The 25,888-nt window shown below is 68.1% G+C and carries 21 protein-coding genes; 14 read left to right on the top strand and 7 right to left on the bottom strand.

The window, feature by feature from the left end; translation table 11 throughout:
* Positions 1-19: 19 nt before the first annotated feature.
* Positions 20-667, bottom strand: coding sequence for an SCO family protein (locus DID98_RS17120; RefSeq protein WP_124571067.1), 648 nt, complete (start codon positions 665-667; stop codon positions 20-22).
* 283 nt (positions 668-950) lie between these two features.
* Here DID98_RS17120 and otsB point away from each other — a divergent pair, with 283 nt between their 5' ends.
* Both otsB and otsA read left to right on the top strand, forming a co-directional pair.
* Positions 951-1,703, top strand: coding sequence for a trehalose-phosphatase (gene otsB, locus DID98_RS17115; RefSeq protein WP_124487418.1), 753 nt, complete (start codon positions 951-953; stop codon positions 1,701-1,703).
* Entirely contained in the window at positions 1,700-3,076 is a 1,377-nt protein-coding gene (otsA, locus tag DID98_RS17110) for an alpha,alpha-trehalose-phosphate synthase (UDP-forming) (protein WP_124571066.1), read from the top strand. The genes otsB and otsA overlap by 4 nt, the downstream gene beginning before the upstream one ends.
* A 109-nt stretch (positions 3,077-3,185) precedes the next feature.
* Here otsA and DID98_RS17105 read toward each other — a convergent pair whose 3' ends face one another.
* Positions 3,186-5,015: an ABC transporter ATP-binding protein gene (locus tag DID98_RS17105; protein ID WP_044844743.1), complete on the bottom strand. Its 1,830-nt coding sequence runs from the start codon at positions 5,013-5,015 to the stop codon at positions 3,186-3,188.
* Between the two features lie 563 nt (positions 5,016-5,578).
* On the opposite strand from DID98_RS17105, the gene DID98_RS17100 reads away from it, so the two are divergent.
* The 3 genes from DID98_RS17100 (at position 5,579) to DID98_RS17085 (ending at position 8,184) form a co-directional block, all read left to right on the top strand.
* The gene (locus DID98_RS17100) at positions 5,579-6,643 is read left to right on the top strand and encodes a glycosyltransferase family 4 protein (RefSeq protein WP_044844742.1); all 1,065 of its coding nucleotides are present in this window, start codon (positions 5,579-5,581) and stop codon (positions 6,641-6,643) included.
* Positions 6,644-6,881: 238 nt separating this feature from the next.
* Positions 6,882-7,682, top strand: coding sequence for a hypothetical protein (locus DID98_RS17090; RefSeq protein WP_124487414.1), 801 nt, complete (start codon positions 6,882-6,884; stop codon positions 7,680-7,682).
* Positions 7,683-7,719: 37 nt separating this feature from the next.
* Positions 7,720-8,184, top strand: a complete 465-nt coding sequence (locus tag DID98_RS17085) for a DUF2214 family protein (RefSeq protein ID WP_124521349.1) — start codon at positions 7,720-7,722, stop codon at positions 8,182-8,184.
* A 98-nt stretch (positions 8,185-8,282) separates the two neighbouring features.
* On the opposite strand, the gene gudD is transcribed toward DID98_RS17085, so the two are convergent.
* A complete protein-coding gene (gene gudD, locus DID98_RS17080) occupies positions 8,283-9,635 on the bottom strand; it encodes a glucarate dehydratase (RefSeq protein WP_124571065.1) in 1,353 nt (450 codons plus the stop codon).
* 424 nt (positions 9,636-10,059) lie between these two features.
* Between gudD and DID98_RS17070 the strand changes: the two genes are divergently transcribed.
* Entirely contained in the window at positions 10,060-10,821 is a 762-nt protein-coding gene (locus DID98_RS17070; RefSeq protein ID WP_124487410.1) for a FadR/GntR family transcriptional regulator, read from the top strand.
* 217 nt (positions 10,822-11,038) lie between these two features.
* Here DID98_RS17070 and DID98_RS17065 read toward each other — a convergent pair whose 3' ends face one another.
* The 3 genes from DID98_RS17065 to pdxY all read right to left on the bottom strand — a co-directional run bounded on the left by DID98_RS17065 (position 11,039) and on the right by pdxY (position 15,940).
* The gene (locus DID98_RS17065) at positions 11,039-12,187 is read right to left on the bottom strand and encodes a branched-chain amino acid ABC transporter substrate-binding protein (protein WP_044844737.1); all 1,149 of its coding nucleotides are present in this window, start codon (positions 12,185-12,187) and stop codon (positions 11,039-11,041) included.
* A 358-nt stretch (positions 12,188-12,545) separates the two neighbouring features.
* Positions 12,546-14,690 (bottom strand): phosphocholine-specific phospholipase C, encoded by a 2,145-nt coding sequence (locus DID98_RS17055; protein ID WP_124571063.1) that lies wholly within the window; start codon positions 14,688-14,690, stop codon positions 12,546-12,548.
* 389 nt (positions 14,691-15,079) lie between these two features.
* Positions 15,080-15,940, bottom strand: a complete 861-nt coding sequence (pdxY, locus tag DID98_RS17050) for a pyridoxal kinase PdxY (RefSeq protein WP_044849114.1) — start codon at positions 15,938-15,940, stop codon at positions 15,080-15,082.
* Positions 15,941-16,114: 174 nt separating this feature from the next.
* Between pdxY and DID98_RS17045 the strand changes: the two genes are divergently transcribed.
* Positions 16,115-17,176 carry an alpha/beta fold hydrolase gene (locus tag DID98_RS17045; protein WP_124487407.1) on the top strand — a complete coding sequence of 354 codons (1,062 nt, stop codon included), beginning with the start codon at positions 16,115-16,117 and terminating at the stop codon, positions 17,174-17,176.
* 42 nt (positions 17,177-17,218) lie between these two features.
* On the opposite strand, the gene DID98_RS17040 is transcribed toward DID98_RS17045, so the two are convergent.
* Complete coding sequence (locus tag DID98_RS17040) at positions 17,219-18,217, bottom strand: LLM class flavin-dependent oxidoreductase (RefSeq protein ID WP_124487406.1); 999 nt, start codon at positions 18,215-18,217, stop codon at positions 17,219-17,221.
* A gap of 640 nt (positions 18,218-18,857) precedes the next feature.
* Between DID98_RS17040 and hpnI the strand changes: the two genes are divergently transcribed.
* The 7 genes from hpnI (at position 18,858) to DID98_RS17005 (ending at position 25,879) form a co-directional block, all read left to right on the top strand.
* Positions 18,858-20,033, top strand: a complete 1,176-nt coding sequence (hpnI, locus tag DID98_RS17035) for a bacteriohopanetetrol glucosamine biosynthesis glycosyltransferase HpnI (RefSeq protein WP_124571062.1) — start codon at positions 18,858-18,860, stop codon at positions 20,031-20,033.
* Positions 20,034-20,200: 167 nt separating this feature from the next.
* A complete protein-coding gene (gene hpnJ / locus DID98_RS17030) occupies positions 20,201-21,643 on the top strand; it encodes a hopanoid biosynthesis associated radical SAM protein HpnJ (RefSeq protein ID WP_308234889.1) in 1,443 nt (480 codons plus the stop codon).
* A 3-nt stretch (positions 21,644-21,646) separates the two neighbouring features.
* A complete protein-coding gene (gene hpnK / locus DID98_RS17025) occupies positions 21,647-22,531 on the top strand; it encodes a hopanoid biosynthesis-associated protein HpnK (RefSeq protein WP_124487405.1) in 885 nt (294 codons plus the stop codon).
* Complete coding sequence (locus tag DID98_RS17020; RefSeq protein ID WP_124571061.1) at positions 22,528-23,568, top strand: lysylphosphatidylglycerol synthase domain-containing protein; 1,041 nt, start codon at positions 22,528-22,530, stop codon at positions 23,566-23,568. Before hpnK ends, DID98_RS17020 begins: the two co-directional genes overlap by 4 nt.
* Before the next feature lie 88 nt (positions 23,569-23,656).
* The gene (locus tag DID98_RS17015) at positions 23,657-24,214 is read left to right on the top strand and encodes a lipoprotein (protein WP_044849120.1); all 558 of its coding nucleotides are present in this window, start codon (positions 23,657-23,659) and stop codon (positions 24,212-24,214) included.
* A gap of 265 nt (positions 24,215-24,479) precedes the next feature.
* The gene (locus DID98_RS17010; protein WP_044849121.1) at positions 24,480-25,169 is read left to right on the top strand and encodes an ABC transporter permease; all 690 of its coding nucleotides are present in this window, start codon (positions 24,480-24,482) and stop codon (positions 25,167-25,169) included.
* A complete protein-coding gene (locus DID98_RS17005) occupies positions 25,166-25,879 on the top strand; it encodes an ABC transporter permease (protein WP_044849122.1) in 714 nt (237 codons plus the stop codon). Before DID98_RS17010 ends, DID98_RS17005 begins: the two co-directional genes overlap by 4 nt.
* Positions 25,880-25,888 lie beyond the last annotated feature (9 nt).

The following is a 25,888-nucleotide window of genomic DNA, read 5'->3' as shown; positions in this document are numbered from 1 at the left end:
AGATGTCGGAGTTCGGAATTCAGGAGGTGGTGGAGGCAGTGTCGATGATCCGGCGTACATCGGCGGCGATCGCGTCGGGCGAATCGCGGTCGGTCGCGAGCAGGCGCGCGCGGCCGGTCGCGTCGAAGATGTACACGGCCGAGCTGTGCGTGACTTCGTAGCCGCCGGACGGGTCGCGTTTTTCCATCTGGTACGCGACCCGATAGCGTTTCGCGAGCGATTCGATCTGGCCGTCGGTGCCGGTCAGGCCGCGCGCGTGCGCGGCATCGAACGCGGCGACGTACGACTGCATCGCCTGCGGCGTGTCGCGCGCGGGATCGACCGAGACGAACAGGATGCGCACGCCGTTCGCCTGCGGGCCGAGCTTCGCGAGCACTTCCATCAGCCGCGCCATCGTTTCGGGGCAGACGTCGGGACAGTGCGTGTAGCCGAAGTAGACGAGCGCGATGCGGCCGCGAAACGCGTTCGCGTCGACCGTGCGCCCGTCGCCGCCGGTGAGCGTGAACGACAGGTCGGGCAGGTGGCCCGTGACGTTGGTCAGGCGCCAGCCCGGCTCGTCGTGCGTGCAGGCCGCGAGCGCGACGGCGGCGGTCAGGGCCGCGGCCGCGCGGACGAGGCGGGTCAGGCTGAGGAAGCGCCAGTGCGGCGCGGGACGGGCAGACGACATCCTGGGGCTCGATCGGACGGAACGGTCGTCGGCCGGCGCGGCGCCATGCGTCGCGCGGCCGGCGGTTGCCGACTGTAGCGCAATTCCCGCGCCCGCGTCCTTTCGAAACCCGTACGGCACGGGCGAGCGGGGCAATATGTCGCAGTTGACGCGGGCGGCGGCGCGAGGCAAGCCCCGCACCGGTTTCGCCCATCTCGGTACGCAGGCGCGGTAAGATGCGCACAATTCCATTCTCGCAGCGGCGGCCCCCGCGTTGGCAGGCCGCTCTCAGACCATCGAATCGATGCAATCCGTTCCGGCTTCCCTGTCCCTGACCGATACCGCGTTCTTTTTCGACTTCGACGGCACGCTCGTCGAGCTGGCGCCGACGCCCGACAGCATTCACGTGCCGGCGTCGCTGCTGACGCTGCTCGATGAACTGCGGCGCCGTTCGCACGGTGCAGTCGCCATCGTGTCGGGTCGCGGCATCGACAACCTCGACACGTTCCTGAACATGCCGGACCTGCCGATCGCCGGCCTGCACGGCGCCGAGCGGCGCGACGCGAACGGCGACACGCAGCGCATCGGCTTCAACGACGAACGGCTGCTGCGCATCGAGCGCGAGCTCGCGGCCGTCGTCGACCGTCATCCGGGCATGCTGCTCGAAATCAAGGGGGCGGCCGTCGCGCTGCACTACCGCAACGCGCCCGAGCGTGAGCCGGCCGCGCGCGCGGCGGCCGAGCGCCTCGTCGCCGAATATGCGGATGCGTACGTGCTGCAGCCCGGCAAGATGGTGTTCGAGATCAAGCCGAAGGGTGTCGACAAGGGGCGCGCGCTGGCCGCGTTCCTCGACGAGCCGCCGTTCGCGGGCCGCGTGCCGCTGTTCGCGGGCGACGACCTGACCGACGAGAAGGGCTTCGCGGTGGTCAACGCGCGCGGCGGCCTGTCGATCAAGGTCGGCGCGGGCGAGACGTCGGCCCGCACGCGGCTCGACTCCGTCGACGCGCTGCACGCGCAGATCGCCCGCTGGCTTGGCGCGGAGCTGCAGGGCGCATGAGCCGACTCATCATCGTTTCGAACCGCGTCGCCCCGATTTCGGAAGGCGAGCCGGCGGCGGGCGGTCTCGCGATCGGCGTCTACGATGCGCTGAAGGAGACGGGCGGCATGTGGTTCGGCTGGAGCGGCGAGGTGGTCGCGTCCGGTGCGCCGCAGATCCGCATCGAGGAGCGCGGCCCCGTGACGTTCGCGACCGTCGGGCTGTCGCGCCGCGATTACGACCAGTATTACCGCGGTTTCTCGAACGCGACGCTGTGGCCCGCGTTCCATTACCGCGCGGACCTGATCCAGTACGACCGCTACGAGTTCGACGGCTACGGCCGAGTGAACGTCTGGCTCGCGCAGCAGCTCGTGCCGCTGCTGCGGGACGACGACGTGATCTGGGTGCACGACTATCACCTGATCCCGTTCGCGCGTGCGCTGCGTGCGGCCGGCGTGAAGAACCGCATCGGCTTTTTCCTGCACATTCCGTTTCCGGCCGCGCAGGTGCTCGTCAACGTGCCGCCGCATCGCGAGCTCGTCGAATCGCTGTGCGCGTTCGATCTGCTCGGCTTCCAGACCGAGCCGGACCTGCGCGCGTTCTGCGACTACATCGAGTTCGAGGCCGGCGGCGAAGTGGCGCGCGAAGGGCACACGGTGCGCGTGAGCGCGTTCGGCAACACGCTGCGCGCGGCCGCCTATCCGATCGGCGTGTATCCGGACGAGATCGCGTCGCTCGCGCAGGCGGGCGAGCACGGCAAGGCCGCGCGCATGGCCACGTCGCTGCGCGGGCGCCAACTGATCATGAGCGTCGACCGGCTCGATTATTCGAAGGGGCTCGTCGAGCGGTTCCGCGCGTTCGAGAAGCTGCTGGAGCACCAGACCTCGATCCGCAACCGCGTGTCGTTCCTGCAGATCGCGCCGTCGACGCGCGCCGACCTGCGCGCGTACCAGGACATCCGCCTGCAGCTCGAAGCGGAGTCGGGGCGCATCAACGGCCGCTATGCGGAGCTCGACTGGGCGCCGATCCTCTACATTCACCGCCAGTACGATCGGCAGGTGCTGGCCGCACTGTATCGCCTCGCCCGCGTGGGCTTCGTGACGCCGCTGCGCGACGGGATGAACCTGGTCGCGAAGGAGTACGTGTCCGCGCAGAATCCGGACGATCCGGGCGTGCTGGTGTTGTCGCGCTTCGCGGGCGCCGCGCGCGAGCTGACGGGCGCGTTGATCGTCAATCCGATCGACATCGACGGGATGGCCGATGCGCTGTCGCAGGCGCTGACGATGCCGCTCGCGGAGCGGCGCGCGCGTTATGCGGACATGATCGCGCAGCTGCGCGAGAACAACGTGTCGGTGTGGCGCGACAACTTCCTGCGCGACCTGCAGCGCGTGTGATCCGCGTGCCGCGCGGCGACGGTCGCGCGGCGCCATGAAAAAAACCGCCGTGCTTCGCGCACGGCGGTTTTTTTATCGGCTGCCAGGACGGGATGCTGCCTGGGCGGCGTCAGGCCACGCGTTCGCCGGTCGGCGCGGTGCCGTCGGGGGCGTGATGGCGGCCGTGCTGCTTTGCGAGCAGGTCGCGGTACAGGCCCGGACGATTGCGCAGCACGTCGGGGCTGCCGTCGTCGATCACCTTGCCGTTGCTCATCACGATGATCCGGTCGAAGTTGCGCAGCGTCGACAGCCGGTGCGCGATCGCGATCACCGTGCGGCCGACCATCAGGCGGTCGAGCGCGCTCTGGATCGCTTCCTCGGATGCGCTGTCGAGTGCGGACGTCGCTTCGTCGAGCAGCAGGATCGGCGCGTCCTTCAGGATCGCGCGCGCGATCGCGATGCGCTGGCGCTGGCCGCCCGACAGTTTCACGCCGCGGTCGCCGACGATCGTGTCATAGCCTTCCGGCATCGCCTCGATGAACTCCGAGCAGCGGGCGTCGCGCGCGGCGGCGAGCACTTCCTCGCGGGTCGCCTCGGGGCGGCCGTACGCGATGTTGTCGTAGATGGTCCGGTGCAGCAGCGAGATGTCCTGCGGCACGAGCGCGATCGCATGGCGCAGGCTGTCCTGCGTGATCGCCTTCACGTCCTGGCCGTCGACCATCACGGCGCCGTCCTGCGTGTCGTAGAAGCGCTGCAGCAGCGCGAGCACGGTCGACTTGCCGGCGCCCGACTTGCCGATCAGGCCGACGCGCTGGCCCGGTTCGATATGGAGATCGAAGTGGTCGAGGATTGCGCGGCGATGCGGATACGCGAACGTCACGCGTTCGAAATCGACGCGGCCGCCCTTGGCCGACAGCGGCTGCGCGTCGGAGCGGTCCGGCATCCCGTGCGGCTCGAGCAGCGTCTTCACGGCTTCGGACAGGCGTGCCACGTGCTGCGTGACGTCGACGAGCGCGACGGCGAGGTCGCGGGTGCCGTGCAGGATCGTGAAGCCGAGCGAGCTGACGAGCACGATGTCGCCGGAGGTCGCGCGGCCCTGGTCCCACAGCCACAGCGCCCAGCCGAGCAGGCCGGCGGACAGCATCGCGGTGATCACCGCGTGCAGCAGGCGCAGCTTCTCGAGGTAGAACAGGCTTTGCTGGCGCGCGTCCATCTCGGCCTTCACCGTCGCGCCGAAGCGCTTCTGTTCGCGCAGCGTCATCCCGAATGCGCGCACGAGGCCCATGTTGCCGATCACGTCGACGAGCTCGCCGTCGACCGCGGCGGCCTTCGACGCGAACGCGTGATGGCGCGCGGAGCCGCGCCCGGCGAGCTTGAACAGCACGACGGAGAGCACGGCCGAACAGCCGAGCAGGCCGGCGGCCATCAGCGGGTTCACGACGATGATCATCAGGATCGCGCCCATCACCGCGATGCACGGCGGCAGCACGTTCCACGCCATCGTGTTCTCCGACGTATAGACGGCGTTCGACGTGGCGGTGATGCGGCTCGCGAGCGTGCCCGGCTGCTTTTCCGAGTAGTAGGTCGGTGAATGGCCGATCAGGTACTGGAACAGGTCGCGCCGCAGGTCGCCGGTGACCGCGACGAACGTGTGCGCGGCGGCCCAGCCGCCGACGCGCCACAGCAGGTTGTCGGCCGCGATCAGGCCGACGAGCAGCGCGAACGCGCTCCACAGCGGGCCCGGATGATGGCGCCCGGTCGCGAGCACGTCGATCAGGTGCTTGATCGCGTATTGCGAGCCGAGCGCGCAGCCGACGGCGGCCAGCACGCTGCAGAGCACGACCAGGTGCGCGACCGGATGCAGGCGGATGTAGCGGAACAGGAACGCGATCGGCCGATGCGCGTAGCTCGACAGCTTCGCGTTGTGGGCGTTGCGCTGGGCAGGGGTGAGAGATTCCAAAATATGCGTGCGGTGATTCGGTGGTTGAGCGGATCGTCAGGATCGCAGCCCACGGCCGCCCGGACTGAATAATCCGGCATTGTAAACAAGGCCGTGCATTGCGCAGCGCGAATCTTGCCTTGGTCAGGGGCGCGCGATCAATTTTGAGATAAAATCCGGCATCCGTCCTGCCGCGTGCACCGGAATCACGATGCCGGCCGTGGCGGATGACTCGGAACGCCAAAAAGAGCCTTCCACTCTAGAACGGACACCCAAGTCCGCGGGTTGCAAAGTGTTGCGCCTTTGTAACAAAGCAAAGAGTTTGAAATGTTGTGCGCCGTATCGGGATTAACCCTAGATAATCGGCTCCGGGTTCGATTCCAGGTTTTTACGAACCCCTGTCAACGGGTCTTCGTTTCAAACGTTCTATGCCTGTCGCGTCGCCGACGCTCCTTGAGCAGCGCGGGTTCGACGCCCCCGGCAGGCTGATTCGTCCGATTTTTCGGATGAAATGCATCCAGCCCGGACCGCCGGCAGGTTGCCGACCCATACCTGGTTTTTAGCCGATTTTTTAGGAGTTACGCATGCGAATCGCCCAAATCGCTCCGTTGCACGAAGCGGTGCCCCCGAAACTGTACGGTGGTACCGAGCGAGTGGTGTCCTACCTCACCGAAGCACTTGTCGAGATGGGGCATGACGTCACGCTCTTCGCGAGCGGCGATTCGCAAACGTCGGCGAAGCTCGAAGCGTGCTGGCCGCAGGCACTGCGCCTCGACCCGACGATCCGCGACGTGATGGCTCCGCACATGCTGCTCCTCGAGCAGGTGCGCCGCCGCGCGGAAGAGTTCGACGTCCTGCACTGCCACATCGACTACTACCCGTTCTCGCTGTTCTCGCGCCAGCCGGTCCCGCATCTGACGACGATGCACGGCCGTCTCGACCTGCCGGAACTGCAGCCGATCTTCAATGCGTTCAGCGACGTGCCGGTCGTGTCGATCTCCGACAACCAGCGTATCCCGCTGCCGCAGGCGAACTGGCTGTCGACCGTGTACCACGGCCTGCCGGAAAACCTGCTGACGCCGATCCCGAACGTGAAGCCGAGCTACCTCGCGTTCCTCGGCCGCATCTCGCCGGAAAAGCGCGTCGACACCGCGATCCGCATCGCCGAGCAGGCCGGCCTGCCGATCAAGATCGCCGCGAAGCTCGACAAGGCTGACCGCGCGTACTACGAAGAGAAGATCAAGCCGCTGTTCGCGCTGCCGCACGTCGAGTACATCGGCGAAATCAGCGAGTCGGAAAAGACCGAATTCCTGGGCAACGCGCACGCGCTGCTGTTCCCGATCGACTGGCCGGAGCCCTTCGGCCTGGTGATGATCGAGGCGATGGCGTGCGGCACGCCGGTGATCGCGTTCAAGCGCGGCTCGGTGCCGGAAGTGATCGAGAACGGCGTGTCGGGCTTCGTCGTCGAAGACGAACTGTCGGCCGTCGCGGCGCTCAAGCGCCTCGATACGCTGCCGCGCGAGAAGGTGCGCGCCGCGTTCGAAGCCCGTTTCTCGTCGAAGGTGATGGCGCAGAACTACGTGAAGGGCTACGAGGAACTGCTGCGCCAGAAGCGCCGCACCGTCCTGCGCGAAGTCAACGCAGGCTGATGCCGGGCCGCCGGCCGCACCGCGGCTGAGGCCCCGTCATCGACGCCCCGTCCGGGTCTCCGGCGGGGCGTTGTCACATCTGCGGCGCGGATCTGTTGTATTCTCGCCGCGCCCGGCGCCGCGAACGGCCGCGGAAGCGGTCCGGCACGCCATCCGGCCGTCTGTCCAGACGGTAATGTCCCTATAATGGCCGTGCCGTGAAATCCGGCCCCGCACGAACATCGAGAGGAGAGCAGTCTTGGCGAGAACGAAAACCACGCGCGCAGCACCGGCCCCCGGCGCCGGCGTGATCTTCGCGTTGCGCGCGATCGGTCTCGTGCTGCTCGCGCGCTGGCTGTTCTCGATGTCCCAGATGGGTTATCGCGCGTCGCTGTCGGCGATGGTGTCGTCGCCCTGGGCGTTCGTCTATCTCGTCCTGATCTTCCTGCTGCTCGCGCTGCCGGGCGCCGTCGCGCGCGCCGAGCGGCCGTTCCATCCGCTGCCGCAGTGGCTGCGCCAGGCGCTGCGGGTCTTCGCGCTGATCGGTTTCCTGTTCGCCGTGTGGTCGATCGGCGCATTCGCGTGGGCGGCCGGCTGGCGCCGCGCGCTGCACGCGGTGACGGCGACCAACGGCTGGCTCGTCGCCGCGCCGGCGCTGTATGCGGCGATCGTCTGGATGTGCCGCCCGCGGCCGCTGTGGCGCACCAACGTGGCCGCGCGCCGCTTCGCGGTCGGCCGCTACGCGATCTCGCTCGATACGCTCACGCGTACCGCGATCGTCTGGATGGAGAGCCGCAAGGTCGGTCAGTACGACGCGCGCGAACTGTCGGTGCGCTGGCCCGGCCGGGTCGCGCCCGCCGCGGGCGAGCAGGGTGCGCAGCCGGCCGCCGTGCCGCCGCGTCGCGGCAGCCTGTTCCGGCGGCCGAAGGTGGAACTGCTGTGGGATTCGCCGGCGGCCGTCGGCCATAACCGGCAGATCGTGATGCGCGCGCCGCTCGCGACCGAGGGCGACCGCGTCGCGGTGCTCGCGCTCGACGCGGCGCTCAAACAGATCGTCTGACAAGGCCTGCGCGGCGCGCGGGCGACAAGGAGGCGCAATGATCGTCCGCTGGTTGCTGGCAGCCGTTCACCTGATGGCATTCGGCGTCGCGTTCGCCGCGATCGCGGGACGCAACCGTGCGCTGCGCCGGGTCATCGCGTCGGCGCAGGCCGCCGACCTGCCCGGCGTGTTCAAGGCCGACGCGGCCTGGGGATTGTCCGCGCTGGTACTGATCGCGACCGGGCTCACGCGCGCATTCGGCGGCTTCGAGAAGGGCTCGGCGTACTACCTTCATGAGCCGCTCTTTCACCTCAAGATGACCGCGCTCGTGCTGATCCTGCTGCTCGAGATCGTGCCGATGCTCGGGCTGATCCGCTGGCGCATCGCCGCGCGGCAGCAGCAGATGCCCGATCTGGGCCGCGCACGGACCTATGTGCGGATCGGCCACTGGCAGGCCGTGCTCGTGATGGTGATCGTGCTCGCCGCGTCGGGGATGGCGCGGGGGATTGGGGCGGCCGGCTAGGTCTGGCCTGGTAGGTGCGGCCGGCTAGGTCTGGCCGACTAGGCCCGGCCGGCCGCGCATGTCGACCGGGCGGACCCGCCGCCCGTTTCGTCCCGCGCTCAGCGCACGAGGCAGGGGCGCTTGTTGTTGAACGTCCACCCCGGAATCAGATACTGCATCGCGGCCGCGTCGTCGCGCGCGCCGAGCCCGTGCTGCTTGTACAGTTCGTGCGCGACCGCGACCGCCTCCATGTCGATGTCGATGCCGAAGCCCGGACGCTTCGGCACTTCCACGAGCCCGTTCTCGATCTTCAGCGGCTCGCGCGTCAGCCGTTCGCCGTCCTGCCAGATCCAGTGCGTGTCGATCGCGGTGACCTGGCCGGGCGCGGCGGCCGCGACGTGCGTGAACATCGCGAGCGATACGTCGAAGTGGTTGTTCGAATGGGAGCCCCACGTGAGGCCCCAGTCGCGGCACATCTGCGCGACGCGCACCGAGCCCTGCATCGTCCAGAAGTGCGGATCGGCGAGCGGGATGTCGACCGCCTGCAACTGCACCGCGTGGCCCATCTGGCGCCAGTCGGTCGCGATCATGTTGGTGGCGGTCGGCAGCCCGGTCGAGCGGCGGAATTCGGCCATCACCTCGCGGCCCGAATAACCGTTCTCCGCGCCGCACGGATCTTCCGCATACGCAAGCACGTGATGCAGGTCGCGGCACAGCCGCACGGCCTCGTCGAGCGACCATGCGCCGTTCGGATCGAGCGTCACGCGCGCTTCGGGGAAGCGCTCGGCAAGCGCCGTCACGGCCTCGACCTCGCGCGCGCCTTCGAACACGCCGCCCTTCAGCTTGAAGTCGTTGAACCCGTAGCGCGCATGCGCGGCTTCGGCGAGGCGCACGACCGCCTCGGGCGTCAGCGCGGCTTCGTCGCGCACGCGGGTCCAGTCGTCGGTCGCGCCGCGGCCGTCGCGATAGGGCAGCGCAGTTTGCGTGCGATCGCCGATGTAGAACAGATAGCCGAGCATCTCGACGCGCTCGCGCTGCTGCCCTTCGCCGAGAAGGGCCGCCACGGGCACGCCGAGATGCTGGCCGAGCAGGTCGAGCAGCGCGGCTTCGAGCGCGGTGACCGCGTGGATCGTGGTGCGCAGGTCGAAGGTCTGCAGGCCGCGGCCGCTCGCGTCGCGGTCGGCGAAGGTGCGCCGCACGTCGTTGAGCACCGCATGGTAATTGCCGACCGGCTGACCTACGACGAGCGCGCGCGCGTCCTCCAGCGTGCGGCGGATGCTTTCGCCGCCCGGCACCTCGCCGACGCCGGTCCGGCCCGCGCTGTCCTTCAGGATCACGAGGTTGCGGGTGAAGAACGGGCCGTGCGCGCCGCTCAGGTTGAGCAGCATGCTGTCGTGGCCGGCGACCGGAATGGCTTGCAGGTCGACGATGCGCGGCGTGTCGTGGGAAGGCGAGGCAGTGACGGCGTTCATGGCGGCGATGGCAAAAGAGTGGGCAATGCCGTGCGGCAAAATCTTTGCTGCGCGCGGCGGGAGGTGCGATCATTCGACAACCGACGTGCGCGGTGCGCAAGCCCCGCATGTCGACAGCAACCCGAAAGGATGGGGGCGACCCGCTCGATGCCGGTGTCGCGACAGGCCGGAGCACGCGCGCAAGCGCGCTTCGATCGGTCGCGAAACCGGGCGCCGGCAGCCGCGCAGAAGCGCGAATGCCGGCCGATCGTGAACCACGGGACCGGGCAGCGCTGGAGCGCCAGCCTCGGTCGACAGGAGATCCGTGTCGCGATCATCAGTCGTCGGATGACTTGTGACGCAGTATAATGAATCATCGGCGTTCGCTCAAACCCCGCGTAAACCCTCGGCTCACATTACGATCATTCAAAAAGGAACCGGCCTCATGTCCGTGCCCACGCTTCCCGCAGCGCCGCGCCGTCGCGCACGCAGCCTCGCACAAGATGTCGTCGACGCGCTGACCGCGCAGATCGAAAACGGCACGCTGCGTCCCGGCGACAAGCTGCCGACCGAAACCGAAGTCATGGCGGCGCAGGGCGTCAGCCGCACGGTCGTGCGCGAAGCGATCTCGCGGATGCAGGCGAGCGGCCTCGTCGAGACGCGCCACGGCATCGGCAGCTTCGTGCTCGAGCCGGCGCGCCGGCAGACGCTCGGCATCGATCCCGCGACCATCACGACGCTGCGCGACGTGCTCGCGGTGCTCGAGTTGCGCATCAGCCTCGAAAGCGAATGCGCGAGCCTCGCCGCGCAGCGCGCGAACGATACCGACCTCGCCGCGTTGCGGCGCGCGCTCGACGCGATCGCGTCGGGGGCGGGCGGCGGCCGTGACACGGCACCACTCGATTTCCAGTTCCACCTGCAGATCGCGCAGTCCACCGGCAACCGCTATTTCGTGGACATCATGACGCAGCTCGGCGCGTCGATCATTCCGCGCACGCGCGTGAATTCGGCGCGCTTCGCCGGCGACGACCTCGAGCGCTATGTCGGCCGGCTCAATCACGAGCATGAAGACATTTACGAGGCGATCGCGCGTCACGACCCGGAAGCCGCGCGCGCCGCGATGCGCACGCACCTGACCAACAGCCGCGAGCGGCTGCGCCGTGCGCACGAAGCGGCCGAGGCGGAACGCGACACGCAGGCCAGCTGACGCGTGGCCGCTGACATGGCCTGCGCGGCGCCGCAGGCCTTGACGAATATCGCCTCGACATCGGTCATCGTATGAGATCGATGCGATTGTGCCGATCGTTTGAGCGCCGGCTGCGGATCGTCCGGTCACCCGCATCGTGCGAGGGGCGCCGGGCGGCGTTCCCGCCGTCGCCCGCGCCCCGGGGCGGCCCCCTACCCGGACCGCCGATCCTGCCCGATCAGCCCCCCTTCGTCACGATGGTCTTCCACGCGCCGCTCTTCACCTGGTACAGCGTCGACATCCCGCTCTTCAGCGAGCCGTCGTTCGCGAACGAGATGCGGCCGGTCACGCCTTCGAAGTCGACCTTCTTCAGCGCCGGGCGATAGACCTTCGGGTCGGTCGAGTTGGCCGCCTGCATCGCCTTGATCGCCGCCCAGGCCGCGTCGTAGCCGAACTGCGCGTACGACAGCACGTCGACGCCGAAGCGCTTCTTGAAACGCTGCTCGAAATCCTTGCCCTGCGGCAGCTCGTCGAGCGGCCGCCCGTATTCCCACGCCATCGCGCCTTCCGCGGCCGGGCCGGCGATCTTGATGAACTCGTTGTCCTTCACACCGCCGCCGCCGACGAACTGCGCGTTCAGCCCGAGCTGGCGCATCTGCTTGATGAAGTTCGCGGCGAGCGAGTCGAGACCGCCGAAGAAGATCAGGTCGGGGTTCTTGCCCTTCAGGCTCGTGATCTGCGCGCGGAAGTCGACCGCCTGGTTGCTGGTGAACTCGCGGCCGATGATGTTGCCGCCGGCCGCCTTCACGGCCTTCTCGAACTCGTCCGCCTCACCCTGGCCGAACGCGGTGCGGTCGTCGATGATCGCGATGCGCTTCGCCTTGGTCACGTCGACCGCGTACTTGCCCGCGTTGCCGGCGTTCTGGCCGTCGGTCGCGATCACCATGAACATGTTCGCGAGCCCGCGCGACGTGAGCGTCGGGTTGGTCGCGGCCGGGTCGATCACCGGAATGCCGGCCTTGTCGTAGACCACCGACGCCGGAATCGTCGTGCCCGAGTTGAAGTGGCCGACCACCACCGACACGTTCTGGTCGACGAGCGCCTGCGCGGCCTGCACGCCGATGCGCGGGTCGGCCTGGTCGTCCTGCACGACCAGGTCGAAATGCACGGGCTTGCCGGCGATCTGCACCTTCTGCGCGGCGGCGTCGTCGAGCGCGAGCTGCACGCCGTTCTGGAGATCCTTGCCGTAGCCGGCGTTCACGCCGGTGAGCGGCGCGGCAAAGCCGACCTTCACGTCGGACGCGTCGGCGGCCTGGGCGGCGTGTTGCGAGAGAAGGGCTACCGCGGATACGACCGATACCGACAACAGGGAATGACGGAATGTCATGTTCGTTCCTCTTGTTCTAACACCAGCGGGTGGGTACCGCACGCAGCCGGCGGGCCGGGCGCGTGCGACGGGCGGGCGGTTCGACCGCTTCTCGGAATCGGACGTGGAGGTCGGCTTGCTGATGCTTCCCGGAAAGGACCTCCCGTCAGGCTCTGCGAGGAGCCCCGATCGTCTCGATATATAGGTCGCCGATATGCGCGGGTCTTGGCAATTTGCCGCGCATTCGATGCGGATTTGCGCACAGCTTCCGCGCGAGCGCGGGCGGCTGGTATCGGGAGTTTCCCGTCACGAATGGACGGGAGGCGGGTGCGGGCGGGCGGCGCAACCCCCAGAGGGGGCCGCGCCGCGTTCGCCGTCGTCAGTCGGACAGGGCGTCCGACGCGGCTTCGGCGTCGTCATGCGACGCGTTCGTGCGGATCGCCGGGTCGCTCGTGCTCGGGCGGCCGGTCTCCACGTGGCCCGCGAAACGGCGCAGGAAGCCGAGCGGGCGGCCGTCGCTGACGGTCAGGTCGTACCAGCCGTGGCTGCCGCGCAGATCCCAGTAGTCGTCGACGTGCGTACCCGGCTTGAGGTCGAACTCGCGCGCATGGCCGTGGCCGTATGCGCTCGTCACCTTGAGCCGCACGGCCTGGTGGCCGCGGTTCATCAGGCGCAGCGTGATGTTGCCGTTCGCGACGTCGTAGCCGTAGATCACCTCGGGGTTGATGCTCGCGGGGCCGACCGCCATCGCCGCGGGACTGCGGAAGTGGCAGTAGAAGCCGTTCGGGCCGTACACGTCGAGGTCGTACAGGCCGAGCGACGGCGCCGGGCTCCACAGGTCGGAGAGCCGCTTGCCGGCGTCGACCGTGTAGGTCCACGGGCCGTCGACACGATTGCGCGCCTGGACCTGGAATGCCGCGCCCGCAGTGCCGGTGTTCGCGAAAGTCAGCCGGAACTGGCCGCTCGCATTGTCGATCCGGCCGTGCACGAACAGTTCGTACGGCAGCGCGCGCGCCGGACGCAGGCCGGCCTCCTGCTTCGGCAGATGCTGGACGACCGGCGGCACCGGGATGTAGTCGGGGTGACGGTTGCGGTCGGGCGGCGCATAGCCGCTCGTGTCCGGGAGCTGCGGCCAGCTTGCGTCGGGCGTCGCGAAGTCGAACGCGGACGTCAGGTTGCCGCACACCGTGCGGCGCCACGGCGACACGTTCGCCGCGGTGACCGCGTACTGCGCGCCGAAGCGTGCTTCGATGAATTGCAGCAGCGACGTGTGATCGAAGGTCTGCGAGCAGACCCAGCCGCCCTTGGTCCACGGCGACACCACCAGCATCGGCACGCGCGGCCCGAGCCCGTACGGGCCGGCCATGTGCGACGCGTCGCCGGCGAATGCCTCGTTGGTCGTCGCGACCGTCGACAGCCCGTTGTCGCGCGACTGCGGTGCGAACGGCGGCGGCACGTGGTCGAAGAAGCCGTCGTTCTCGTCGTAGGTGATGAAGAGCGCGGTCTTGCTCCACACGTCCGGATTCGATACGAGCACCTTCAGCACCTGCTCGATGTACCACGCGCCGTAGTTCGCCGGCCAGTTCGGGTGCTCCGAGTACGCTTCCGGCGCGCAGATCCACGACACCTGCGGCAGCGTGCCGTTCTTCACATCCTGCTGCAGCACGTCGAACAGCGTGCCGCCGGCGCTGATGTTGGTGCCGGTGCGCGCCTTGTCGTACAGCGGCGTGCCGGGCAGCGCACTGCGGTACTGGTTGAAGTAGAGCAGCGCGTTGTCGCCGTAGTTGCCGATGTACGGGTTCTGCGTCCAGCCCCACGAGCCGTTCGCGTCGAGCCCCGTGCCGACGTCCTGGTAGATCTTCCACGACACGCCGGCCTGCTCGAGCACTTCCGGATAGGTCGTCCAGCCGTAGCCCTTTTCCTCGTTGCCGAGCACCGGGCCGCCGCCCGTGCCGTCATTGCCGACGTAGCCGGTCCACATGTAGTAGCGGTTCGGGTCGGTCGAGCTCGGGATCGCGCAGTGGTACGCGTCGCAGATCGTGAACGCGTCGGCGAGCTGGTAGTGGAACGGGATGTCGTCGCGCTTCAGGTACGCCATCGTCGTGGTGCCCTTGTTCGGCACCCACTGGTCGTAGCGGCCCTTGTTCCAGGCGGCGTGCATGTCCTGCCAGCCGTGCGGCAAGTCCTGCAGGAACTGCAGGCCGAGCTTGTCGGCGCCCGGGTGGAACGGCAGCAGCTCGGCGGGGCCGACCGGCTGATGGAACACCGACTTGCCGTTCGCGAGGCGCAGCGGGCGCGGGTCGCCGAATCCGCGGACACCACGCATCGTGCCGAAGTAATGGTCGAACGAACGGTTCTCCTGCATCAGGATCACGATGTGTTCGATATCGCGGATCGTGCCGGTACGGCGGTTCGCGGGGATGGCGAGCGCATCGCGGATCACGGGCGGGAACAGGTTCAGCGCGGCTGCGCCGGCGGTGCCGGCGGCGACGCGCAGGAAGTCACGACGGTTCGATCGGGTCATGGTCGTTATCGTGCGTTAAAGGGGGGAGCCGGTTGGCGGGACATGCGGAAAATGGACGCGCCCCGTGGCGCAGGATGCGGCTGCGCCGGGTCGTGCCGCCGCGAGCATAGCGAGAAATCGGTGTCATTCATGTGAAGTCCGGAAACGTTTGCAGGCGCGGCGTTGAACGGACAACGGCCGACGGTCGCGGTGCAACGGGCAGCGGGGACGCGGATAGCGGGAAAGCGGACAGCGGACAGCGGACAGCGGACAGCGGACAGCGGACAGCGGGAAAGCGGACAGCAGGACAGCAGGACAGCAGGACAGCAGGACAGCAGGACAGCAGGACAGCAGGACAGCAGGACAGCAGATGGCGCTTGACGCGCGCCGGCGATGCGGATGCAGCGGCGTCAGGCGTCCGTCACCCACGCGCCGAACCATTCGCTCGGGCGCGCGATTTCGTCCTGCGCGGCGACGAGTTCGAGCTCGTAGCGGCGTGCGTCGTAGGTTGCCTTCACGACCGCGTGCACCGCCGCGAGCGTGTGCTCGAACGCGGCGCGCACCGAGTCGCCGCGCAACCGGCGCGCGACGAAAATGGCGCTGGTGAGGTCGCCGACACCGACCGGATGGCGCGGAAACGCATACAGCGGGCGCTGGCCGATCCACGCTTCGGTCTCGGTGACGGCGAGCATGTTGAAGCGGTCGGCCGGGCTGCTGCGGTCGTGCAGGTGCTTGACGAGGATGATTTTCGGCCCGCGGCGGATCAGCGCGCGGCACGCGTCGACGGCTTCGGCGACGGTCTCGATGCGCCGCCCGGCGAGCTTCTGCAGCTCGGTGTGGTTCGGCGACATGCCGTCCGCGAGCGCCGGCATCTCCGCGACGATGAATTCCTCGACGCCGGGTTCGGGGCGGATGCCGCCCGTCTGGCCCATCGCCGGATCGCAGAAGTACCACGCGTTCGGGTTCATCGCCTTCACCGAGCGCACGATCTCGACCGTCGCGCGCGCCTGCGCCGGCGAGCCGACGAAGCCGGACAGTACCGCGTCGCAGCGCTTGAGCGCGCCGATCGCGGCGACGCCGTCGACCAGCTGCTCCATCTTCGCGGCGTCGATCGCGCTGCCGGCCCAGTGGCCGTACTGCATGTGATTCGACAGCTGGACGGTGTTGAGCGGCCAGACGTTGACGCCGAGGCGCTGCATCGGGAACACGGCCGCGCTGTTGCCGGCGTGTCCGTAGATGACGTGCGACTGAATGCTGAGGACGTTTTTCATGAGCGTTCGCCTGCAGGCGTTTCAGGGTCTCGTCACACGATACCCGAGTTCGTCGCGTGCGCGGAAGTCGCTCGGCCGACGAGTGTTGCGCGCCGTCGTCAGCCCGACCGCGTAGAATCGCGGGGCGTGAAGCCGCCCGGCTGACCGCGTGCATTTCCCATTACCGTGAGCGCCATGCCTTCGAATTGCAAGATGTTCTCCCTCGCGCGCGCGGCCGTGCTCGGCGCGGGCGTCGCCGCCGCATGCGCGACGTCCGTCGCGGTCGCCGTCCCGGCACCGGCCGGCAACGACGGGCCCGCGTACGGCCCTCGCCTGGAAGGCTTCGCCTATCCGGAGCCGGTGCATCGCTACGCGTTCGTGTCGCAGCGCGACACCCTCGAGATGATGTACATGGACGTGCAGCCGGCGCACCCGAACGGCCGCACCGTCGTGCTGCTGCACGGGAAGAACTTCTGCGCGGCGACCTGGGAAGACACGATCGGCGTGCTGAGCCGCGCCGGCTATCGCGTGATCGCGCCGGACCAGATCGGTTTCTGCAAGTCGTCGAAGCCCGAGCGCTACCAGTACAGCTTCCAGCAGCTCGCGCGCAACACGCATGCGCTGCTCGAGTCGGTCGGCGTGAAATCGGCGACGATCGTCGGCCATTCGACGGGCGGGATGCTCGCGATGCGTTACGCGCTGATGTACCCGAAGGCGACCGAGCAGCTCGTGCTGGTGAACCCGATCGGCCTCGAGGACTGGAAGGCGCTCGGCGTGCCGCCGCTGTCGGTCGACTACTGGTACGCACGCGAGCAGAAGACGACGGCGGACGGCATCCGCCGTTACGAGCAGGCGACCTACTACGCGGGCAAGTGGGCGCCGTCATACGAGCGCTGGGTGCAGATGCTCGCCGGCATGTATCGCGGCCCGGGCCGCGACGCGGTCGCGTGGAACTCGGCGCTGATCTACGACATGATCCTCACGCAGCCGGTGGTCTACGAACTCGGCGCGATACGCGTGCCGACGCTGCTGCTGATCGGCGACAAGGACACGACCGCGATCGGCAAGGACGTGGCGCCGCCGGACGTGCACGCGAAGCTCGGCCGTTACCCGGAACTCGCGAAACGCACGCAGGCGGCGATTCCCGGCGCGCAGCTCGTCGAATTCCCGGCGCTCGGGCACGCGCCGCAGATCCAGGATCCGGACGCGTTCCACAAGGCGCTGCTCGACGGGATGGGGGCGGTGCACCCGCAGTGACGCGCAGGCGGGCGCACCCTCCTGGGTGGGCCGCCCGCCGGGTCAGCGGGTTTCGTTCGCGAGTTCGTCGCGGATCTGCGCGGCCAGCTCGAACGAGCGCACGCGCGCGGCGTGATCGTAGATCTGCGCGGTGATGATCACCTCGTTAGCGCCGGTTTGCGCGATCCGGTCGCGCAGCTTGTCGCGCACCGTGTCGCGCGAGCCGACGGCCGCGAACGACAGCGCATGCGCGACGTTCGCGAGTTCGAACTCGCTCGCCTCGAGCGCGTCGACGGGCGGCGGCAGCTTGCCGGGCGTGCCGCGGCGCAGGTTGATGAACTGCTGCTGCAGCGACGTGAAGAGGCGCCGCGCCTCGTCGTCGGTATCGGCCGCGAACACGTTGACGCCGACCATCGCATGCGGCTTCGGCCACGCGGCCGACGGCCGGTACTGCGCGCGATAGACTTCGAGCGCGCGCATCAGGTAGTCCGGCGCGAAGTGCGACGCGAACGCGAACGGCAGCCCGAGCATCGCGGCGAGTTGCGCGCTGAAGAGGCTCGAACCGAGCAGCCACACGGGCACGTCCAGCCCCGCGCCGGGCACCGCGCGCACGCGCTGGCCGGGCACCGGTTCCGCGAAGTAGCGCTGCAGCTCGGCGACGTCGTCCGGAAACGAGTCGGCGCTGCCGATCAGGTCGCGGCGCAGCGCGCGCGACGTGGTCTGGTCGGTGCCGGGCGCGCGGCCGAGCCCGAGGTCGATGCGCCCCGGATACAGCGACGCGAGCGTGCCGAACTGCTCGGCGATCACGAGCGGCGCATGGTTCGGCAGCATGATCCCGCCCGAGCCGACGCGGATCGTCTTCGTCGCTCCCGCCACGTGGCCGATCACGACGGCCGTCGCCGCGCTCGCGATGCCGGGCATGTTGTGATGTTCGGCGAGCCAGTAGCGGCGATAACCGAGGCGCTCCGCGTGCTGCGCGAGATCGACGGTGTTGCGGAACGCCTGCGCGGCGTCGGCGCCGGCGGGAATGGGGGCGAGATCGAGTACGGAAAACGGAATCATCGGGTGGCCTTCGGAAGGGAGGGGCGCGGTGATGCGGATGCGCAACAGATTGCGATGATTTTGCCAAAGGGTTCCGGAACGCGCTGGCGACGCGCGGATACCCATGCGCCTTTCAGGGGTGCAAGGTGGCGCGGGCAACTGTTGCAAAAATCAATCTAATCACTGAATAATTACGGATCTTTACGGCGATTGGCCGTGTCTTCGCATCGACATACAAATTTCCACGAAACGTTTGATTTTCAAGACTGCAATCCGCCTGCAAAGTGCTTACGCTAACGTGAACGAGGTGGCACCGGAATGGTTCCCCGGCCGCACAGCTTTGCCGAAATCGCAGTAGTCCGTTTCGCGTGGTGCCAAGCGCGGGGTGGCGCGGGCTGCTAAAATCCGGCGCCTGTCCATGTTGTGCCGACGGTAGCCATTAGAATCTTCCCGCATCCCGTCCGGGCATCGCGCGAGGATGTGCCACGCGATGCCGGGCATGGCCGCTTTCGGGGAAATGGGCCGTGCCTCCCCATTACACAGACGCTGCTGGAACAAGGAGTCGGGTCGTGCCCGCGTTCGTTGCTGTCGGAATACCCAATCACGTTCAACCCGGTTCGATCGGTCGGCAGGGCGCCCGCGTCGCCGGAGGGCGTCGCGCATGACGCCGACCGTCACGCTGCTCGACTGGCTCCTGACCGTGTTCACGCTGGCTGCGGCCGGCTATGCGTTCGTCGCGGCGTTCGCGCCGCGCCCGCGCACGCCGCGCACCGCCGCGCGCGACGGTTTCGAGCCCGTCAGCGTGCTCAAGCCGCTCTGCGGCGCCGAGCCGCACCTGTACGAGAACCTCGCGACGTTCTGCGAACAGCGCCACCCGCGCCATGAAGTGCTGTTCGGGGTCGCGTCGGCATCCGATCCGGCGGTCGCCGTGGTCGAGCGGCTGCGCGCCGATTATCCGGAATGCGACATCACGCTCGTGATCGACGCGCGCGTGCACGGCAAGAACCTGAAGGTCAGCAACCTGATCAATCTCGCCGAACGCGCGAAGTACGGCCGCATCGTGATCGCGGACAGCGACATCGCGGTGAAGCCGGACTATCTGGAGCGCGTGACGGCGCCGCTCGCCGACGCGTCGGTCGGGGTCGTCACGTGCCTGTATCATGCGCGCAGCGTCGGCGGGTTCTGGACGCGGATCGGCGCGCAGTTCGTCGATGCGTGGTTCGCGCCGTCGGTACGGATCACGCACCTCGGCCGCTCGAGCCGCTTCGGCTTCGGCGCGACGCTGGCGCTCACGCGCGACACGCTCGAGCGGATCGGCGGTTTTCTCGCGTTGAAGGACGAGCTGGCCGACGATTTCTGGCTGGCCGAGCTGCCGCGCCGCCTCGGGCGGCGCACCGTGCTGTCCGAGGTCGAGGTCGCGACCGACGTGATCGAGCCGTCGTTCGGGCCGCTCTGGCACCGCGAGACGCGCTGGCTGCGCACGATCCGTTCGCTGAACCCGGCCGGCTTCGCGTTCCTGTTCATCACGTTTACCGTGCCGTGGCTCGCGATCGGCGCGGCGCTCGCGCTGCGTCTCGACGGCACCGTCGCCGGCACGCTGGCGGGTGGCGCGGCCGTGGTGGGCGCGTTCGGGCGGCTGGTGCTGCACGCGCGCGGCGAGGACGGCTGGCGCGCGTTCTGGCGCGACCTGCCGCTCGTCGCGGTGCGCGACACGCTGCTCGCGCTCGAATGGCTCGCGGCCGTGTTCGGCACGCACGTCGTGTGGCGCGGCGCGCGGATGACGGTCGTCGGCGGCGAACGCGCGACGGTGATCGTGGAGGGCGGGGACGGCCGCTGACGTACGTTCCCCGAAGGGAACCGGCGATGCGCCCGGTCCCGATCGAATCCGGCCCGAAGGCCGAGACGCGTTGCGCGGCCACGCCGCGCGACGCGACATGACAGAGAGGCGGGCGCCGGCAGGGCGGCCCGCGGTTGATTGACTGAATCGTTGAAACGAATCGAACTATGCAGGCTACCGGAGCATTCATGAAAACGCTGTTCTTGCAGGCCCCTTCGTATGACGGCTTCGACGGCGGAGCCGGCTCGCGCTATCAGGCGAAGCGCGAAATCCGTTCCTTCTGGTACCCGACGTGGCTCGCGCAGCCGGCCGCGCTCGTGCCGGGCAGCCGCGTCGTCGACGCGCCGGCCGACGGCCTGTCGGTCGAGGAAACGCTGAAGATCGCCAACGACTACGATCTCGTGATCATCCACACGAGCACGCCGTCGTTCCCGACCGACGCGATGTTCGCGCAGGATCTGAAGAAGATGAAGCCGTCGATGCTGGTCGGCATGGTGGGCGCGAAGGTGATGGTCGATCCGCACAACTCGCTCACGGCGAGCGACGCGATCGACTTCGTGTGCCGCGAGGAATTCGACTACACCTGCAAGGAAATCGCCGAAGGCAAGCCGTTCCCCGAGATCAAGGGCTTGAGCTGGCGCGCGAAGGACGGCTCGATCGAGCACAACGAAGCGCGTCCGATCCTCGAGAACATGGACGAACTGCCGTTCGTCGCGCCCGTCTACAAGCGCGACCTGAAGATCGACAACTACTTCATCGGCTACCTGAACTACCCGTACGTGTCGATCTACACGGGCCGCGGCTGCAAGTCGCGCTGCACGTTCTGCCTGTGGCCGCAGACGGTCAGCGGCCACCGCTACCGCACGCGCTCGGTCGAGAACGTGCTCGCGGAAGCGAAGTGGATCCGCGACAACATGCCGGAAGTGAAGGAGCTGATGTTCGACGACGACACCTTCACCGACGACCTGCCGCGCGCCGAAGCGATCGCCATCGGCCTGGGCAAGCTCGGCATGACGTGGTCGTGCAACGCGAAGGCGAACGTGCCGTACAAGTCGCTGAAGATCATGAAGGAAAACGGCCTGCGCCTGCTGCTGGTCGGCTTCGAATCCGGCGACGACCAGATCCTCGTGAACATCAAGAAGGGCGTGCGCACCGATTTCGCGCGCCGCTTCAGCGCGGACTGCAAGAAGCTCGGGATCAAGATCCACGGCACCTTCATCCTCGGCCTGCCGGGCGAGACGCAGGACACCATCAAGAAGACGATCGAGTACGCGAAGGAAATCAATCCGCACACGATCCAGGTGTCGCTCGCCGCGCCGTATCCGGGCACGACGCTTTACAAGCAGGCCGTCGAGAACGGCTGGATGGAAGAGAACAAGACCATCAACCTGGTCAGCAAGGAAGGCGTGCAGCTCGCGGCGATCGGCTATCCGCACCTGTCGCGCGACGAGATCTATCACCATCTCGAGCAGTTCTATCGCCAGTTCTACTTCCGCCCGTCGAAGATCTGGGAGATCGTCCGCGAGATGCTGACGAGCTGGGACATGATGAAGCGTCGCTTGCGCGAAGGCGTCGAGTTCTTCCGCTTCCTGCGCGCGCACGAGGCCTGATTCGTGGCGACGCAGCGGGCGGCGCGGGCGCTGATCTTCACCGCGGACGACTTCGGGCTGCATCCGCGCGTTAACGCGGCGGTCGAGCGCGCGCATCGCGACGGCGTGCTGAACGCCGCGAGCCTGATGGTCGGTGCGCCCGCGGCGCAGGACGCGATCGAACGCGCGCGGCGCCTGCCGTCGCTCGCGGTCGGCCTGCATCTCGTCCTCGCGGACGGGCCGGCCACGCTGCCCGCGCATGACATACCCGCGCTCGTCGGCCGCGACGGGCGCTTCGGCGATGCGATGGCGAAGGACGGCTGTCGCTTCTTCTTCCTGCCGCACGTGCGTGCGCAGCTGCGCCGCGAGATCCGCGCGCAGTTCGACGCGTTCGCGGCGAGCGGCCTGCCGCTCGACCACGTGAACGCGCACAAGCATTTCCACCTGCATCCGACCGTGCTGTCGATGATCATCGAGATCGGCCGCGACTACGGGCTGCGTGCGGTGCGGCTGCCGTACGAAACGCGCGCGCCCGCGCTGCTCAAGCCGTGGATCGCGCTGGTGCGCGCGCGGCTCGACCGTGCGGGGCTCGCGCACAACGACTACGTGGTCGGCATCGAGCATACGGGCGCGATGGACGAGCGCGTGCTGCTCGACGCGCTCGCGGCGCTGCCGCCCGGGGTCGGCGAGATCTACTGTCATCCGGCGGAAGCCGGGGACGGCCCGATCACGCCGACGATGGCCGCTTACCGGCCGGTCGACGAACTGGATGCGCTGCTGTCGCCGCGCGTCGCGGCCGCGCTGAAGGCCGCGGGCGTCGCGACCGGCGGTTTTGCCGACGTGTTCGGCCAGCCGGCGGCGCGGCGCGGCACGCACGCGTCGCGCGAAGCGGGGGCGCAGCCGTCATGACCAAGTGGATCAAATGGCTCGGCTGGCCGATCGGCATCGGGATCCTGCTCGCGCTCGGGCTGCACGAAGGCATCGGCGACGTGACGCGGATGCTCGAGCGCGCCGGCTTCGCGCTGCTGTGGCTCGTGCCGTTCCATGCGCTGCCGCTGCTGCTCGACGCGTATGCGTGGCACCAGCTGCTCGACCGGCGCGCGTCGCTGTCGTTCCTGTGGTGGGTCGCGACCGTGCGTGAAGCGGTGAACCGGCTGCTGCCGGTCGTCGGGATCGGCGGCGAGCTGGTCGGGATCCGGATGGCGCGCTGGCAGGTGCCCGACGCGAGCCGCGTGACCGCGTCGGTGATCGTCGAGGTGCTGGTGACGATCGTCGTCCAGTATGCGTTCGCGGCGCTCGGTCTCGTGCTGCTGCTCGCGACGACGCACGACATGGGCGGCGGCATGATCGGCCTCGCGCTGCTGCTGACCCTGCCGCTGCCGGTGCTCGGCGTCGTGCTGATGCGGCGCGGCGGGATCTTCCATGCGATCGAGCGGTTCGCGGGGCGTCTGCTCGGCGATTCGCACCGGTTGCTGCAGGGCGTCGACGGCCGCCGCCTCGACGGCGACATCGACGCGCTGATGTCGCGCACGCCGCTGCTGTTCAGTGCGTTCTTCTGGCAGTTGTCCGGCTACGTGCTCGGCGCGCTCGAAATCTACTGGGCGCTCGCGCTGCTCGGTCATCCGGTCTCGATCGGCGGCGCGATCGCGATCGAGGCGATGACGCAGGCCGTGCGGCATGCGGCGTTCATGGTGCCGGGCGGTCTCGGCGTGCAGGAGGCGACCGTCGTGCTGCTCGCGCAGATGTTCGGCGTCGATCGCGAGACGGCGCTGTCGCTCGCGCTGGTCAAGCGCGGCCGCGAGGTGCTGTTCGGCTGTCTCGCGCTCGGGTCGTGGCAACTGGCCGAGCTGGTGCGCACGCGCCGCCGGATCAAGGCGGTGCCGGCCGGGCCGCGCGCCCCGCAAGCGGGCCGCGAGGCCCAGGTGCAAACCGAAACGACGCATTGATCACGAGACGGGCCGCGCGGTCCGTCTCGCGCTTTTGGCGTTGCGCGGGTATCCTTGCCGCGTGTTTTCTCGACGCGCATTTCTTCCGATGATCTTCCGTTTCCGGCTGCTTCCCGTCACGATGCTGGCCGCCGCGCTGGCGCTGACCGGCTGCGACGACAAGCAAGGCAATCTCGACGTGCAACGTATCAGGGACTTCTTCAACGCGATCAAGCCGGCGCCGCTGCTGCTCAAGGGGCTGAAGGCCGGCGTCTCGACCGAAGCCGACGTGCGCGCCACGATGGGCAAGCCCGAGACCGAGCGCGCGTTCACCGACGGCTCGAAGCGCCTCGAATACCCGCGCGGCCCGATGGGCAACCAGACCTGGTTCGTCGACCTCGACCCGGGCGGGTATTACACGGGCGCGACGCAGGTGCTGACCGCCGAGAACTTCGCGAAGGTGCGCCCGGGGATGACCGAGGACGAGGTGCGCCGCCTGCTCGGCAAGCCGGGCGACGTCGCGCAGTATCCGCTGAAGCCCGAGACCGTATGGAGCTGGCGCTGGCTCGAGGACGGCGTCAACACCGACGCGTTCTTCAACGTCCATTTCGGCCCGGACGGGCTTGTCTATACGACTTCGCGCTCCGACATCCTGAAAGGGCGGTGAGACCGCCTGCGGCGCTATATCGAAAAAGCGACCGGAAAATTGCAAAAAGTCCGCTTCCCTGCGTGTCATCCGACTGTCAGGAAGCGGCTTTTTTCCTTTTGAAACAGCGCGGTAGGCCGTGCCTGCAAATGGTGGGACGAATTGCTGCGACGCAGCAATCGCGCGCACGGTGATTTGAGGCAAACAATTTCGCTTGCGACTATCCGCGTCAGCCCGGCGCCGGACAGTGAGCGCGCCGGTGTTCACATCAACACTGGAGACGCGCGTGTTCCTTTACGGCTTTGGTCCTGTCCTCTGGGCCGGCACCGTGCAGACCATCGAGCTGTCGGTGCTGTCGCTCGCCGCTGCGGTGGCGCTGGGGCTGATCGGCGCGGTGGCGAAGCTGTCGCACAACCGGGTGCTGCGAGCGGTCGCGACCGGTTATACGACGCTGATCCGCTCGGTGCCCGATCTCGTCCTGATGCTGCTGTTGTTCTACAGCATCCAGATCTGGCTGAACCAGTTCACCGACCTCGTCGGCTGGGACCAGATCGACATCGACCCGTTCGTCGCCGGCGTGCTGACGCTCGGCTTCATCTACGGCGCGTACTTCACCGAGACGTTCCGCGGTGCGTTCCTGTCGGTGCCGCGCGGCCAGCTCGAGGCCGGCTCGGCGTACGGGATGAGCGGGCTGCGCGTGTTCGTGCGGATCATGTTTCCGCAGATGATGCGCTTCGCGCTGCCCGGCATCGGCAACAACTGGCAGGTGCTCGTGAAGGCGACCGCGCTGGTGTCGATCATCGGTCTCGCGGACGTCGTGAAGGCGGCGCAGGACGCCGGCAAGAGCACGTTCAACATGTTCTTCTTCATCCTCGTTGCGGCGCTGATCTACCTCGCGATCACGACCGTTTCCAACCTCGTGCTGATCCAGCTCGAGAAACGTTATTCCACGGGCGTGCGCCACGCAGAACTATGATCGAGATCCTCCAGGAATTCGGCCAGGCGTTCCTTTACTGGGACGGCCAGCGCCTCTCCGGCCTTGCGGTGACGCTGTGGCTGCTCGTCGCGTCGATTTCGCTCGGCTTCGTGTGCGCGGTGCCGCTCGCGGTCGCACGCGTGTCGAAGAAGAAGTGGCTGTCGATGCCGGTGCGGTTCTACACGTACGTGTTCCGCGGCACGCCGCTCTACGTGCAGCTGCTGTTGCTGTACACGGGCATGTACAGCCTCGAGTTCGTGCGCTCGCACTCGCTGCTCGACGCGTTCTTCCGCAGCGGCTTCAACTGCGCGATCCTCGCGTTCGCGCTGAACACCTGCGCGTACACGACCGAGATCTTCGCGGGTGCGATTCGTGCGATTCCGCACGGCGAGGTCGAGGCGGCGCGTGCGTACGGGATGTCGCCGTTCACGATGTACCGCCGGGTGATCCTGCCGTCGGCGCTGCGCCGTGCGCTGCCGCTGTACAGCAACGAGGTGATCCTGATGCTGCACGCGACCACCGTTGCGTTCACGGCGACCGTGCCCGACATCCTGAAGGTCGCGCGTGACGCCAATTCCGCGACCTACATGGCGTTCCAGTCGTTCGGGATCGCCGCACTGATCTATCTTGCGGTATCGTTCGCACTCGTCGCGGCATTTCGCCGGGCGGAGCGCCACTGGCTCGCGTATCTCGCGGCCGGCCGTCATTGATTTCATTCG

The organism is Burkholderia sp. Bp8984 (genome assembly GCF_003853755.1).
In the GTDB taxonomy this organism is placed as follows: Bacteria; Pseudomonadota; Gammaproteobacteria; order Burkholderiales; family Burkholderiaceae; genus Burkholderia.
Note: the sequence above shows the minus strand (reverse complement) of the source record. Positions and strands in the feature narration are given on the sequence as shown.